11 protein-coding genes are annotated in these 13,835 nt (G+C 40.8%); 6 read left to right on the top strand and 5 right to left on the bottom strand.

Going from position 1 to position 13,835, the window contains the following annotated elements:
* Positions 1-73: 73 nt before the first annotated feature.
* The gene (locus K5Q58_RS06645) at positions 74-2,155 is read right to left on the bottom strand and encodes a M13 family metallopeptidase (protein ID WP_220753171.1); all 2,082 of its coding nucleotides are present in this window, start codon (positions 2,153-2,155) and stop codon (positions 74-76) included.
* Positions 2,156-2,602: 447 nt separating this feature from the next.
* Between K5Q58_RS06645 and K5Q58_RS06640 the strand changes: the two genes are divergently transcribed.
* Positions 2,603-3,295: an energy transducer TonB gene (locus K5Q58_RS06640; protein ID WP_220753170.1), complete on the top strand. Its 693-nt coding sequence runs from the start codon at positions 2,603-2,605 to the stop codon at positions 3,293-3,295.
* A gap of 111 nt (positions 3,296-3,406) precedes the next feature.
* Here K5Q58_RS06640 and K5Q58_RS06635 read toward each other — a convergent pair whose 3' ends face one another.
* Positions 3,407-4,306, bottom strand: a complete 900-nt coding sequence (locus K5Q58_RS06635) for a LysR family transcriptional regulator (RefSeq protein ID WP_220753169.1) — start codon at positions 4,304-4,306, stop codon at positions 3,407-3,409.
* Between the two features lie 216 nt (positions 4,307-4,522).
* Here K5Q58_RS06635 and K5Q58_RS06630 point away from each other — a divergent pair, with 216 nt between their 5' ends.
* Positions 4,523-5,560, top strand: coding sequence for an aldo/keto reductase family oxidoreductase (locus K5Q58_RS06630; protein ID WP_259651262.1), 1,038 nt, complete (start codon positions 4,523-4,525; stop codon positions 5,558-5,560).
* Positions 5,561-5,654: 94 nt separating this feature from the next.
* The gene (locus tag K5Q58_RS06625) at positions 5,655-7,478 is read left to right on the top strand and encodes an alpha-amylase family glycosyl hydrolase (RefSeq protein ID WP_220753168.1); all 1,824 of its coding nucleotides are present in this window, start codon (positions 5,655-5,657) and stop codon (positions 7,476-7,478) included.
* A gap of 310 nt (positions 7,479-7,788) precedes the next feature.
* Here the strand turns inward: K5Q58_RS06625 and K5Q58_RS06620 are convergent, their stop codons facing one another.
* Positions 7,789-7,968 carry a PA3496 family putative envelope integrity protein gene (locus K5Q58_RS06620; protein ID WP_220753167.1) on the bottom strand — a complete coding sequence of 60 codons (180 nt, stop codon included), beginning with the start codon at positions 7,966-7,968 and terminating at the stop codon, positions 7,789-7,791.
* A gap of 452 nt (positions 7,969-8,420) precedes the next feature.
* Between K5Q58_RS06620 and K5Q58_RS06615 the strand changes: the two genes are divergently transcribed.
* Entirely contained in the window at positions 8,421-9,590 is a 1,170-nt protein-coding gene (locus K5Q58_RS06615; protein WP_220753166.1) for a winged helix-turn-helix domain-containing protein, read from the top strand.
* A gap of 226 nt (positions 9,591-9,816) precedes the next feature.
* The gene (locus K5Q58_RS06610; RefSeq protein ID WP_220753165.1) at positions 9,817-10,806 is read left to right on the top strand and encodes a hypothetical protein; all 990 of its coding nucleotides are present in this window, start codon (positions 9,817-9,819) and stop codon (positions 10,804-10,806) included.
* Positions 10,807-10,921: 115 nt separating this feature from the next.
* Here the strand turns inward: K5Q58_RS06610 and K5Q58_RS06605 are convergent, their stop codons facing one another.
* Positions 10,922-11,797 (bottom strand): radical SAM protein, encoded by an 876-nt coding sequence (locus K5Q58_RS06605; protein ID WP_065109955.1) that lies wholly within the window; start codon positions 11,795-11,797, stop codon positions 10,922-10,924.
* Positions 11,798-12,163: 366 nt separating this feature from the next.
* Positions 12,164-12,970, bottom strand: coding sequence for an SDR family NAD(P)-dependent oxidoreductase (locus K5Q58_RS06600; protein WP_220753164.1), 807 nt, complete (start codon positions 12,968-12,970; stop codon positions 12,164-12,166).
* Positions 12,971-13,394: 424 nt separating this feature from the next.
* Here K5Q58_RS06600 and K5Q58_RS06595 point away from each other — a divergent pair, with 424 nt between their 5' ends.
* Complete coding sequence (locus K5Q58_RS06595) at positions 13,395-13,715, top strand: hypothetical protein (protein ID WP_220753163.1); 321 nt, start codon at positions 13,395-13,397, stop codon at positions 13,713-13,715.
* The last annotated feature ends 120 nt before the right edge of the window (positions 13,716-13,835 follow it).

Below are 13,835 nucleotides of genomic sequence, written 5' to 3'. Positions count from 1 at the left end.
AAGTACACTTTCATCTACTCATAAAAAAGCCAGTCAATTGACTGGCTTTTTTATTTATCGGCTAATTGACCGATTACCAAATACGAACGCGTTGGTCTTCTGGTAAGTAAAGCTTGTCACCTGGTTTCACGTCAAACGCTTTGTACCATGCATCATGGTTACGTGGCGCAAGTGCGCGGTAACGGCCAGGTGCGTGAGTACCTGCACGCAGCTGACTTAACATGCTTTGCTCGGTGCGTTTTTCTTTCCACACTTGTGCCCATGCTAAGAAGAAACGTTGATCGCCCGTTAGGCCATCAATAATCGGTGCTTCTTTACCATTTAAGCTTAACTGGTATGCATGATAGGCCATGGCTAAACCACCTACATCACCAATATTTTCGCCTAAGCTGTTACGGCCATTTACGAAGTTGTCCGGTAATGGCTCGTATTTACTGTATTGCTCCGCAAGCATATCGGCTTTCGCCTCAAATGCAGCTCGGTCACTGTCGGTCCACCAGTTACGTTGAATACCGTTAGCATCAGATTTAGAGCCTTGGTCATCAAAGCCGTGTCCCATTTCATGACCAATCACAGCGCCAATGCCGCCATAGTTCACTGCAGGATCAGCATTTGGATCGAAAAACGGTGGCTGTAAAATGGCTGCTGGGAACACAATCTCATTGAACGAGCTATTGTAGTATGCGTTGACAAATTGTGGCGTCATGCCCCAACGGTTACGGTCAGTCTTTTTCAATTCTTTAGCAACGCTATCGGCATGGAAGTATTGGCGTAAGTTTTGGATATTAGTGATTAAGTCTTTGTTGGTTAATGTTAGGCCATCGAATTCTTGCCATACATCTGGGTAACCAATCTTAGGTTTGAATGCTGCAAGTTTAGCGTGGGCGTTTACCTTAGTTTCATCACCCATCCAATCAAGACCATCAATACGTTGACCTAACGCAGTGCGAAGATTTTCAACTAATTCAGCCATTTGCTGTTTTGATGACTCAGGGAAGTAACGCGCCACATAGACTTTACCAATAGCAAAACCTAACGATTGGGTGCCAGACATTTCGGCTACGGCACGTTTCCAGCGCGGTTTAGGCTCTTCTTGTCCGCTTAGTTCTTTGCCATAAAAAGCAAAGCTTGCGTTGTAGATATCTTCAGATAGTAAGCCTGCATTGTTACTGACAGTGTGGAAGGTCAGGTAGTCTTGCCATACATTCAACGGCTCGTTATTGACTAGCTCAATCATGGCTTTGATCGGCTCAGGCTGAGACACGTTAAGTTGTGGGATTTGGTAACCAGATTGCTCAAAGAATAAGTCCCAGTTGAAGTTAGGGTACTCATTATTTAAGTCTGCACGTTTAACCTGATTTAAGGTTAAGTCACGGTTACGGCGTTTCTCACGTGGCCATTGACCTTCAGCAATTTTAGTTTCTAACGCAAGAATAGCCTCTGCGCGAGCTTGGCCATCTTTAATGCCAGCAAAAGCAAGCATTTCAGCAATGTGGCTCACATAAGCGGTGCGAATTTTTACAAAACGCTCGCTGTCTTCTAGGTAGTATGAGCGATCAGGTAAGCCTAAACCGCCAGCACCGATAGACAGTTCATATTGGTTTGGATCTAAACGGTTGAACCACATGCCGCCAGAAATTGGCGATTCAGCATCGGTGAGCCAGGCGTTACCAAATACCTTGGTTAAGTCATCAGTGTTTTTAACTGCGGTAATAGTATCTAATGTGCCTTGAATAGGGGTTATACCCAATTTATTGATGGTATCAGTATCCATGTAAGACTGATAAAAATCTGCAATTAACTGCTCTTCAGCATTAAGGTCGCTGCGGCTGCTAATGTCATCAATGATTTCTTTAACTTGTTTTTCGCTACGCTCACCAAGAGCGGTAAATGCACCATAGCGAGTTTTATCTGCTGGCATTTCAAAGTTGTCATACCAAGTGCCACTGGCATACATAAAGAAATCATCGCCAGGCTTTACCGCTTCATTTCGAGCGGTTAAATCAACGCCGAAATCGCCTAACTCAGCATGAGTAGAAACTGCTTTTACTGCTGGTGCTTCAGCTTTAGTCGTGTCGTTAACTTTGACATCTGAACTGCCGCAAGCACTCAAAAAGGTTGAGGCTAACGCAATTGCGAGTAATGTTTTTTTCATTGTGGTCTGCTTCCTTACAAAAAATGAGGCTCATTTTTGTTTTTATAATTTTATATTTTTATCTGATTAATCTTTAGCAATAAAGCCTAATAGCAAGATTGAATACTGCCACCATAGTCTAAGAATGAGTGAAAATGTCAATCTTATAATTGTTAGCAAATCTTGATACATACGTTGTGAATTGAATCCTAATACTTAGGTATTAACCCAAACTGAATCAATAAAGCCTGAAAATACGATGCAGGTGTAAGCGTTTAGTGTACGGCATGATGTTGGTGTGCAAGCGCTTTCTTTGTTCTGCACTTGTTAAATTTGTGTTTCTAATTTGTTTTATTCGTGGCTTTCAAAGCTAAATGTAACAAAATATTTGTCTATTCTTGTTTTGCGCGACTAGAGGTTAAAGAGCAACGAGAGTTGTATCACCTCTAAATCATACAAGGAATGTCTATGACGCCACAATATAGTGCTAACCACTCAATGTCTGAAAATAATACTCATATATTCAGTGAATTAAAGTCTTTAAACGAAAAGCAGGTTAACTATCCTAAATTGATAACTCAAGTGGGCATTTTGCTCATGGGAGGGATAATCACTTTGGGGTTATTTGTATTTATGGCTCAACTGGTTAAAAGTGATGCCGTGTTTGTGGACAGCATTGCCCCTACGCCCGTTATTGATTTTGTACAAAGACCAGAGGAAACGCTAAAGCCGATTAAAAAAATCAGGAGTCAGCCAGAAAAAATACCACCACTAGTGCAGCGCGATAGCATAGCCACTGATAACACCAGCACGACAGACTCTTTTAAAAATGTTGCGCCTGATATGACGGCGCCGACTCAAGAGAAGTTTGTCCCTGGGTTTAATAATGGAGATGCAATGCCTGTGGTACAAGTGTCGCCACAATATCCAATGGCTGCAGCGCGAGATGGCAAAGAAGGATACGTGATTGTAATGTTTGATATTACTGCCAGCGGCATTGTAACCAATGCACAAGTGGTTGAAGCTGAACCTAAGCGCACGTTTAATCGGGCGGCACTACAGGCTATTAATAATTGGAAGTACAAACCCAAAACCATTGATGGCGTCAGTGTGATACAAAGAAACCAGCAGGTCAGGTTAGATTTCACCATCGACAAGTGAGCTAAATAGCCAACGACTGACAAGGCTTATCCGCTTAGTTAATCTTTTTCAGCGCTTAATCAGAGCCAAAGTTAAGGCTCTGATTTTTATTTAGCTATCAATGTAAGCTGGCTATTTTCGCTGTGAAGGCGGTAAATTATGTTGAATCCAATCAAGAGTATAAGCAATGAAGCAAGCAAGTCTTGCTGACTGATGGATAAGCTGCGGATGAACCAGGTAAGTGGTTGATGACAACGTCTGCTCTCGCTGGAGTAACGGCCTTAATTGTCCTGATGTTAGTTCACGGTCCACCAAATATTCCGGAACCAGAATAACCCCTTCTCCTGCTAAGGCGAGCTCTTTGAGCATGTGATTATCATTGACACTCAATTGACTACTTACTTTTGTAGGTTCATGACCTATGTGCCAAACACTTTCCTCTGCAGCCGTTAAGCACTGATGCTGGTTTAAGTCTGCAATCGAGTTAGGTAAACCGTATTGTTGAATGTAGGTTGGCGATGCGCAGCATACATGCTGATATGAGAATAGCTTTTTAGCCACCATATTTTGGGGCGGCGTTTTAGTGGCCCTAATAGCAAGATCAAAGTCATTTTTAGTCAAATCATGGGTGGTATAACTACTGTCGAGGGTAAACTCAATCTCAGGATATTTCTGTTTAAAATCACGGCAGATATTAAGAAGGTACCGCTGGGTAAACTGACTTGGGGCTGTAATACGAATTCTGCCAGCAATATTGTCATTGTCGTGACGAATTTGTCTATCAAGCGTCAATAAAGACTGCTTAACTTGTCCCATACTGGTTAGAATTAGCTCCCCTTGAGGCGTCAATTTCACGCTACGAGTGCTGCGAATAAGCAGCGGTCTTCCAAACTCTTTTTCTAATTGGCGTATTTGCTCAGAAAGGTAACCGCGAGATATCCCGAGGGTTGCCGCAGCTTCAGTAAAGCTGAGTTGTTTTGCCACTTCGCTAAACAGAAATAATCGCTCAAATTTTTTGTGTTCTCGGCTCACGCATTTTCCTACCTAGTTCGTGGTTTTTAGTTTAGCAGTGTGAATAAGTTAACCTGTCTTTATTGAGTTGTCCTCCATTATTTGCTCTATTTAAGTGCGCTCATGATTTTATTGGTAGTTATATCGAATAATTATTTTGGTTAATTGGGTTCCTCACTGGTAGGCAATATTGAGATTATGGTTTATCTCCTTATTGAAACAGTGAAGTATTAGATAATGAAATCTGCAATGGCGCCTGTCGGTGTTACCACAAGAGTATTGCCTTTAACTGAACACCTAAATGGTGTTAGCGATCTTGTTTATGGCTGTATGGGTTTAGGTGGTGGCTGGAATAGTAATCCTATTAGCGCAATCGAACTTGCTCAAGCCCACGATGTGGTGGATGCGGCATTAACTCAGGGGATTAATTACTTTGACCATGCCGATATTTATACCTTTGGCAAAGCCGAGCAGGTGTTTGGCCAAGTACTTGCTGCAAGACCTAAGCTGCGTGAGCAAATGTTTATTCAAAGCAAATGCGGTATTCGCTTACAAGATGACATAGGCCCTAAAAGGTATGATTTATCAGCGCAATGGATAAACCACAGTGTCGATAATAGTTTAAAGCAGCTAAAAACAGATTACCTTGATGTATTGGTGCTTCATCGTCCTGATCCCTTAATGCAAGCAGCTGAAATTGCCGAGACTTACCATCGCTTGCGTGATGCGGGAAAAGTGCGCTTTTTAGGTGTATCTAACATGCAACAACACCAAATCAATGCCATTCAACAAGCTCTTGATACGCCATTGGTCGTTAACCAAGTTGAGCTGAGTTTGCATAAACAAGATTGGATAGATGAAACCGTTTATGCAGGAAATCAAGCTGGCGCATCCATTAATTTTACCCCTGGAATGCTGGAGTACTGTCTGCAGCAAAAGCTTCAAGTTCAGTCTTGGGGCAGCTTATGTCAGGGGCTTTATTCAGGTGTTACAGATACAAATGCCGTTTTAAGTACGGGTATTGACTTGAATGATAAGGCTTCGGCAGTACAACAAACCAGCATCTTAGTGAGTCAGCTTGCCAGTGAATATGGTGTCAGCAAAGAAGCGATTATCCTTGCTTGGTTAATGCAGCACCCTGCCAAGGTGCAACCTGTGATAGGCACTACCAATTTGCAAAGAATTGCTGCCTGTAACCAAGCGGTAGGATTAACACTTGCCCGCGAGCATTGGTACGCATTATACGTTAGCGCGAAAGGTGAAGAGTTGCCTTAGTCACTTAGGGCAAACTTTATTGTACTTAATTGTTATTGATTAACTCGCCACTAGGTCAGGGAGTTATCTTAAATTAATGGAATATGAAGGTGTTATGAAACGCATATTATTAACCACATCAGCAGTATTTATTGGCATCAGTTTGATGCTATCTGGCTGTCAAACCAATGAGAAGGCAGAGGTTAAACCGCTCTCTTCTAAACCGCTTTTTTCTAAAGAGCCTGACGCAACAGCCCTATATCAGGATTATCTTAATCGCGATATTCGAGACGATATATTCTATTTTGTTCTGCCAGATCGCTTTAATAACGGCAATACAGCTAATGATAATGGCGCGACCTCAGGGATATCCCATGGCGGTTTAGATAAGACATCTGAACGTGGTTTTCACGGTGGTGACATTAAAGGTATCGAGCAAAAATTAGATTATTTACAAAAGCTTGGGATCACTGCTATTTGGATGACGCCGTTGCTGCGTAATCAAGCGATTCAGAAAGATGGGATTGCTCACCATGGTTATTGGATTGTCGATTTTAGCGAAATCGATCCGCACTTTGGTTCTAATGATGAGCTAAAGCAGTTAATTGATGCTGCCCATCAGCGTGGGATGAAAGTCTTCTTTGATATTATTACGAACCACACCGCTGATATCATTCGTTACAAAGAGTGCCATCAAGATGATGGCCTTTATCAACAAGGCCTGACTCGATGTCAGTACAAGCCATTAAACACACCTGAAAGCGAGCGTTATTCGCCATTTATTTTAACCCAAGATGAAGCTGTTAAAGTTCCACACTGGTTGAACGACCCTCAGTATTATCATAATCAAGGTGACAGCACCTTTGAGGGAGAAAGTTCACTGAATGGTGATTTTAACGGCTTAGATGATCTTGATACTCAAAATCCACAAGTGCTAAACGGCATGATTGATATCTATCAGCAATTGATCACTGAATTTAAACCAGACGGTTTTCGCATTGATACCGTGCGTCATGTGGATTTATCATTTTGGCAAACCTTCAGTCCTGCCATTGTTGAATTTGCCAAGCTGCAGGGGATCCCTAACTTTCATGTATTTGGCGAAGTGTACGACAGCAACCCACAAAGCCTAAGTGTATTTACCACTGAGGGGAAGTTGCCATCAGTTCTGGATTTTGCCTTCCAAGATACGGCGGCTAAGATTTTCTATCAAGGCCAAAGTCCGCTGCTTGCCAAGCAATTATTTGAGCAAGATGATTTGTATAAAGATGAAGATAGCCAAGCAGATTTATTGATGACTTTTTTAAGTAATCACGACATGGGGCGAGCGGGTTACTTTATCAATGAAGCTGGCATTGCCAGCACAGAAGCAGAAAAATTACAGCGCAGCATTTTATCCCATGCCTTTATGTTTTTGTCTCGTGGTATTCCGGTGGTGTATTACGGCGACGAGCAAGGATTTACCGGAGACGGTAATGATATTGATGCCCGAGAAGACATGTTTGCTTCAAAAGTAGCAAGTTATAACGACAACACGCTATTAGGCACACATGCCACAACTGCTGATGACAACTTTGACACCTCACACCCTTTGTTTATCGCCATCTCAGCATTGAGTGAACTGCGTAAAAATAATCGAGTATTACGTCGAGGAGAGTATCAGGCGCGCTTTTATCAAGCTGACACAAGAGCTGAAAATGCAGCGATGTTTGCTTTTTCACGCATTGATAGAGAGACCGGCGAAGAGTGGCTGATGGTGTTTAATTCTGGCACTCAAATGGCGCAAATCTCAATACCGATGAAAGTGTCAAGTGCCGCTGCTGTTGTGGATACACAGGCAGGTATTCAATCAAACAACATCGAGGTAGCAGACACGCAGATATCTGTTTCATTACCAGGGTTAAGCTACGGGGTATATCAAATTACTCCAGCATCCTGAGCTTAGAAAAGTTTTAGGAGCCCCCTTCAGTTCGCTCCTTACCACTGCGTGATGCTGATGTCGGTGGTACTTTATAGGTCTAGCTTTAGTGAAGTTATCTATGATTCATTAAGCTCAGCGTTGGAAAGCCTGCTGAGCTTAATGATGCATGGAAAGCGTTGTGGGAGATGAACGCCTATGCATGGTAGATGGAAATAGTTAGCAATTATTTGCTAGAAACTAATGCGAGGAACTAATGTTAAGCGCTAATGTTAAGAGCTAATGTTAAGAGCTAATGTTAAGAGCTAATGTTAAGAGCTAATGTTAAGAGCTAAGCAAAAAAGTCATCGCCACCCATGTCACGCTTGAGTTGCTGGGCTTCAAGGTAATCCTCAAGGCGCCTTTTTACCTCGCGTCTGTGCAGCATATCTTCTTTTGCTTTTTGGTTAGATGGTTTCTCAAGCGCTTCAACTTCAGCGTCCATGAGTACAAGATCAATAATTTCAGCCATAAAATATCCTCATTATCGAATTGTCATCTCTTGCTTTAGCGATACCTTTAAGGCCGTTAATGATGTTCAAGAAAGACAATCAATATTAAACATAGAGACCAAACTACAAGCATTTAGTATTGGTAAAAATGACACTACATTAGTGTATGCTTAAGCTGGAATTTATCAGGAGTTTCAAAATAAAAATGCGATCCGCGTAACAATTTTATTTTAAAATTTCAAAAGGAGATATCCGTCATGTTTTTAGATAGATAGCAGCTTTTTGTGGCTATTAAATCTGACTATCAACAAGCTAAAAATTGCTAATTTACGTAAAGGTAAGCCCATTTTATAATGGCTATATAGATTTTGTTGATTATTTCGCTGAGCAATTTGGCCAAAAGCCTTATTGGGATTAAAGCATGGCCATGAATGTATCTTTAACTCCAACTGCGACTTCAGAGTAATTCCATATGACTGATAGAGCTGCTTTAACGTTAAGCCCGACTCAAGCTAGAAAGTTAGTTTTACTGTCTCAAGGTTTTCCGGTTAAATCCTCAAAGAACACCGCAAACTCAGCCTCTTTGGCCGTGATAGAGCGCTTGGGTTATGTGCAAATCGATACTATTTCGGTGGTGCAAAGGGCGCATCATCACACGCTTTGGACTCGTAACCCACATTATCAACTCGATCATATCGATACGCTTATTGCTGATAAAAAAGTCTTTGAGTATTGGTCGCATGCAGCGGCTTACTTACCCATGCAAGATTATCGCTTTAGCTTACCAAGAAAGAATGCTTTAAAAGCTGGGGAGCAACAGCATTGGTTTAATAAAAATTTACCATTAATGGCTGAGGTCATGAGTCGAATTGAAGCGGAAGGGCCGCTAATGGCTAAAGACTTTGTGTCCAAAGGTTTAAAAAATAACGGTTGGGGAGCCAGTCCAACAAAACAGGCGCTAGAAAATTTGTATATGCAAGGTGATTTAATGATTACCGAGCGGCGAAACTTTCATAAGGTCTATGATTTAACCCAGCGAGTATTACCTAAAAATATTGATGATAGCGTGCCTACAGCACAGGAACATGGCCGATTTTTAGTGTTGCGATTTTTACGCGCTCAAGGCTTTGGTACTCTGGCTGAAATCATCTATTTACTCAAGCACGTTAAAGCTCATGCAAGTGCAGCTATCGATGAGCTTTATCACTCAGGTGAGATAGATAAAGTGCTGATTAACGGTGTGGAGTATTATGCTTGCCATGATGTTTTAGCATTACTAAACCGCAGAGTGAACAAGCAACAACTGAAAATACTGTCGCCGTTCGATAACTTACTGATCCAGCGCAAACGCGCCAATGCGATATTTGATTTTGATTACTTGCTTGAGTGCTATGTCCCCGCCGCAAAACGCCAGTTCGGCTATTTTTGTTTGCCGATAATGTGGAATGCAACCTTAGTAGCAAGAGCGGACTGTAAAGCAGAAAAGCGAACAGGTACTTTGTATGTCATTCACTTAATCCTTGAGCCTTCAATAAAAGAGTTAAGTGAATTTATGACGGAGTTAGAATCGCAGTTGCAAGAATTTGCTCACTTTAATATGTGCGAAAGATATATTATTCAGAAGGTTAGTAAGATTTCTTAATCACTTTTAGTGAGTTCTATAAATAACCGCTACTTTATCATTCAGCATCTAAGCCTTTTCGTTTTCAATACGCAGTAATTCTAATTGTGTGCCATTTATGTCAAAGCTTAAAAGACTGTAAAGCTGCTAGTGATTAGTGCCTTGCTAGGGTTAAATAACCTTATTCAATATTTTTATGAATAGCCTATTATTAACCAACACACTTATTTGATTGACTGAAGGGCCTATGAAAAACGAATTGTTTAAAAACATCCTATTTTCAGTTGGCGGTATCGTCATGATAGGAAGTACAGCGATGAGCTGTGCTTCTGATGATATTCAAATGCACCATAATGACTATCTCGGCACTGGGAGTATTACTCAAGGCGCTGCGACTACCGTCGTCAGTAATTTGTTTACGTGTCAAAATGGTCGCAGTCGCGTTGCTGGTATAGGTGAGATTACTGATGCGCAGGGCACAGTATGGACTGTACCAGGCAGTAATCAATATAGCAGTGCGCCCAAAGCGATGGATTTATATGAACAATGCGCTGGTATTACCCCTAGAAATTTAGCCGAAGTTAATCAAGATGATGTGCCTGTGGTGACAGTTGACCCGCAAGGTGAGGTGATTACTGGGTATATTTTTGCAGATAATTACTTTGAACTTTATATCAATGGCAAATTAATCGCCGTTGATAGCGTGCCATTTACGCCATTTAATTCAAGTATTGTAAAATTTAAGGTCAGTAAACCTTATACCATTGCCGTTAAAGTCATTGATTGGGAAGAAAACCTAGGTTTAGGTTCTGAGAATAATAGAGGTAATGCATACCATGCTGGTGATGGAGGCTTTATTGCCAGCTTTAGTGATGGCACTGTGACAAATCGTGATTGGCAAGCGCAAACTTTTTATACCTCTCCAATTTTAGATTTAAGCTGCTTATCTGAAAAAGACGGCGCGAGATTATCTACTGATTGTGGTGTTACGGATGAGAAAAATGGACAACAAGCGTATGCCGTGCATTGGACGATGGCTGATAATTGGATGAATGAAGATTTTGATTCAAGTACTTGGCCGCAAGCAAGCTTATACTCAGATGATGAAATAGGAGTGAATAATAAAAAAGCCTACATGAATTTTATCGAAAAATTCAGTGGGGCGGGAGCCAGCTTTATTTGGTCTACTAATGTGGTGTTAGATAATGAGGTATTGCTACGGTATACCGTGAACTAATGCGTGGTTGATATGACATTCAGTAAAGTAAAAACAGTGGCTTAAATAATGGCAAAGTGTTGAGGGTGAATCCCAACACTTTGCAAGGTAATAGCTGTTAAATTAGCATGTTAGCCTACCAAGAAAACGTTTGAATGATGTCTTGTTTTGTCACTGGATTGGTTGCTATTTCATGCTCAATTCTATCTTTAAATGGCACTCTAGCTTGAGGTAACATGCCTCGCATTGGCGAGATATTATTACCGTGATCGCCCCAGTAATAGCAATCAAAATCCGCTAAATTTTCCAGTAAGTACTTCTCTTCTTCCAGCACTTGTAATGGACTTGGCATAACAAATTCACCACGCAGTACTTGCTGTTCGAGTTCAGTCCCTGGCTGAATTGCAATGGCCATTGGCGCAATTTCTTCCGGCTGCATAATGTTTAAAATATCTGTAGTCGCTTTAATGTGCTCTTTTGAGCGATGACGGCCACCTAGTCCAAATATAAATGAAGCCAGCACTTTAATCCCTGCCTCTTTTGCCATCGCCATGCCTTCAATGGCATGTTCAGGTTTCATCGCCTTTTTGATGTTATCGAGGACAATAGGATCGCCAGACTCTAAACCTGCGTATGCCATTGTCAAACCCGCAGCCCGCATTTGTTTAAGTTCTGCCACTGTTTTACGGCGAAAATCATTAAAGCCTGCATATAAAGCAATATTTTGAATTTCAGGGAAAGTCTCAGTAATTTTATTGAGAATCGCCAATAAAAATTCGGTTCTTACAGCCATGACATTGCCATCAATCAAAAAGATAGATTCAACGTGAGCGTGGATTTTTCTGGCCTGTTCAATATCACTAAAAATATCTTCTAGTTCACGAATTTTAAATCGTTTATCGCTGAACATATTGCAGAAAGTACATTGGTTGTTACTGCAACCTAATGTGGTCTGAATGAGGATGCTGTCAGCCTCGGGCCATGGACGATAAACTTTGCCTTCATAACGCATAACGTTTCCTTAAGACTGTCGTCTTATTGAGAATACATCACCTAGAAGTGGAGACACTCCAGGTCAACGCTAGATGAAAAGACACCTAGCAATACAATGAGGGCGATCTTAGCAGTAGATTTTTAGCTTGATAATTAAGCACTATATTGAATCAGTTTATCGATTTTGTTGATAATCGCTTTATTGCTAAGTCACAGGACTGTTATGCAACTCAGGGTTTGCCGCGATGAAAAGGCGTTGTGCTTATGCTGAAGATGACAGGTTTTATCAAAAGAATGAGTCATCGCAGGGCAATAAAAAAGCTAAAGGCACGGGCCATTAGCTTTTTAATATTAAGGTTTCTGTAATTGAAGCTGAGCTTAATTATTAGCTTAGCTCTGTAAGAACTCGCTCAAGCACTGCAACCACTTTTGCGGTTTTAGCTACATCAAGTGCATCAGGGTGAGGTGATGCAAATTGGCCTCTGTCATTATCAAAATATTGCCCAGTTGCTTGAGCAAACTCTTCTGATAATGCCGCTCTGGTTAGAATATCCGCACCAATTGATAAATCTCCGCCAGCCACACCGTATGCTTGTTTAACCATTTTGCTGCCTAACATCGAAGCAGGATTGACCGAGACGATCATAGGTCCATGACCTTGAACTGATAAGGCGAGATCTCGTGACCACATTGTCAGCGCAAGTTTACTTTGGGCATAGACAGTACTATCAGATAACTGACTTGGCTGTGCCATGTCGCTTGCTAAAAAAGCGGCTTGTGCAGCTGAAGATAAATTCACAATGCGGCCGCTATTATCCATGATCGGCATTAACAACTTACTAAGTAAATAAGGCGCAAAAGTGTTTACTGCATAGCGTGAATCTAAGCCGTCTGAGGTGATTAACGTCGTAGGGTTATAAACCCCAGCATTGTTAATTAGCACATCCAGTTTACTGTGTTTTTCTTTAATGTTTGCTGCTAACTTTTTGACATCACTCATGCTAGATAAATCGGCAACATACGTTTCGATTTGTGCGGCAGAGGAGCTGTTAGTAAGCAGCGTTTCCACTTCGGCAAGTTTGTTAGGGTTACGTCCATGAAGTAATACTTTATGGCCTTCAGCGAGTAACATTTTTGCAGTTTCTAATCCAATTCCATCTGTAGAACCAGTAACAAGAATGATTTTTTGCATGATGTATTCCTAAAAATTAAATGCTATCGGGATGATATCCACGAACTTAATACAATAATATTAGCATTTAATAAATCATTGATAATGCCAGTATCTATAGAATCACTTTATCGATTTTGTTGATAATGCTCTGCTAAAAACTCAATAGTATCCGTTAAAAGCCAGTTTATTATTCCAATTCAGATTAAAAGATTAAAAGATTAAAAGATTAAAAGATTAAAAGATTAAAAGATTAAAAGATTAAAAGATTAAAAGATGAAAGATTAAAAGATGAAAGATTAAAAGATGAAAGATTAAAAGATGAAAGATGAAAGATGAGGGGTGAAAGGTGAAAGATGAAAGGTGAAAGGATAAGTTCCAAGGAGATTGCTTTTCAACGAGATAGTCTTATGCTACTTCAATTATTCCTATTGCTACTTTAATTATGACTACAGCCAAAAATTCAAATCTAGTGTCCATTGTCATTATCATTGGTTTGCTGATAACTGTCATTACTTCGGTAGTGATGATTAATCTATCAAACCAACATAAAGGCCCAGAAATCTGGAGCTCTTTTGTATATAAAAATGGTTATAACTCAGCCGCATATGAAATGGAAACCGACTTTACCAGTTACGAATCTTGTAAGGTTCATGCTCAAAGCATTTCAGCTCAATACAACAATGCGCCATGGCAGTGTGGCTCGCAATGTCGCTTTGACTCAATGCGCCAAGGCTTTGAATGCGAGTCGATGGTGAACGATTAATATAGCCAATACAGAATATAAATGTCCGCAACTATGTTAATTCTATAACCATTAACGATGATTAATATTAACGATTGTAAAGGTAAGCTTCAGTACAGGTTTTATGTCGTAAGATACTGC

Source organism: Shewanella sp. KT0246, assembly GCF_019654955.1.
GTDB lineage: Bacteria > Pseudomonadota > Gammaproteobacteria > Enterobacterales > Shewanellaceae > Shewanella > Shewanella goraebulensis.
This window is presented reverse-complemented; position numbering and strand designations above follow the sequence as displayed.

Coding starts and splice junctions, on each gene's coding strand:
- K5Q58_RS06645 (WP_220753171.1), bottom strand. CDS start 2,155: ATGAAAAAAACATTACTCGCAATTGCGTTAGCCTCAACCTTTTTGAGT.
- K5Q58_RS06640 (WP_220753170.1), top strand. CDS start 2,603: ATGACGCCACAATATAGTGCTAACCACTCAATGTCTGAAAATAATACT.
- K5Q58_RS06630 (WP_259651262.1), top strand. CDS start 4,523: ATGAAATCTGCAATGGCGCCTGTCGGTGTTACCACAAGAGTATTGCCT.
- K5Q58_RS06625 (WP_220753168.1), top strand. CDS start 5,655: ATGAAACGCATATTATTAACCACATCAGCAGTATTTATTGGCATCAGT.
- K5Q58_RS06620 (WP_220753167.1), bottom strand. CDS start 7,968: ATGGCTGAAATTATTGATCTTGTACTCATGGACGCTGAAGTTGAAGCG.
- K5Q58_RS06615 (WP_220753166.1), top strand. CDS start 8,421: ATGACTGATAGAGCTGCTTTAACGTTAAGCCCGACTCAAGCTAGAAAG.
- K5Q58_RS06610 (WP_220753165.1), top strand. CDS start 9,817: ATGAAAAACGAATTGTTTAAAAACATCCTATTTTCAGTTGGCGGTATC.
- K5Q58_RS06605 (WP_065109955.1), bottom strand. CDS start 11,797: ATGCGTTATGAAGGCAAAGTTTATCGTCCATGGCCCGAGGCTGACAGC.
- K5Q58_RS06600 (WP_220753164.1), bottom strand. CDS start 12,970: ATGCAAAAAATCATTCTTGTTACTGGTTCTACAGATGGAATTGGATTA.
- K5Q58_RS06595 (WP_220753163.1), top strand. CDS start 13,395: ATGACTACAGCCAAAAATTCAAATCTAGTGTCCATTGTCATTATCATT.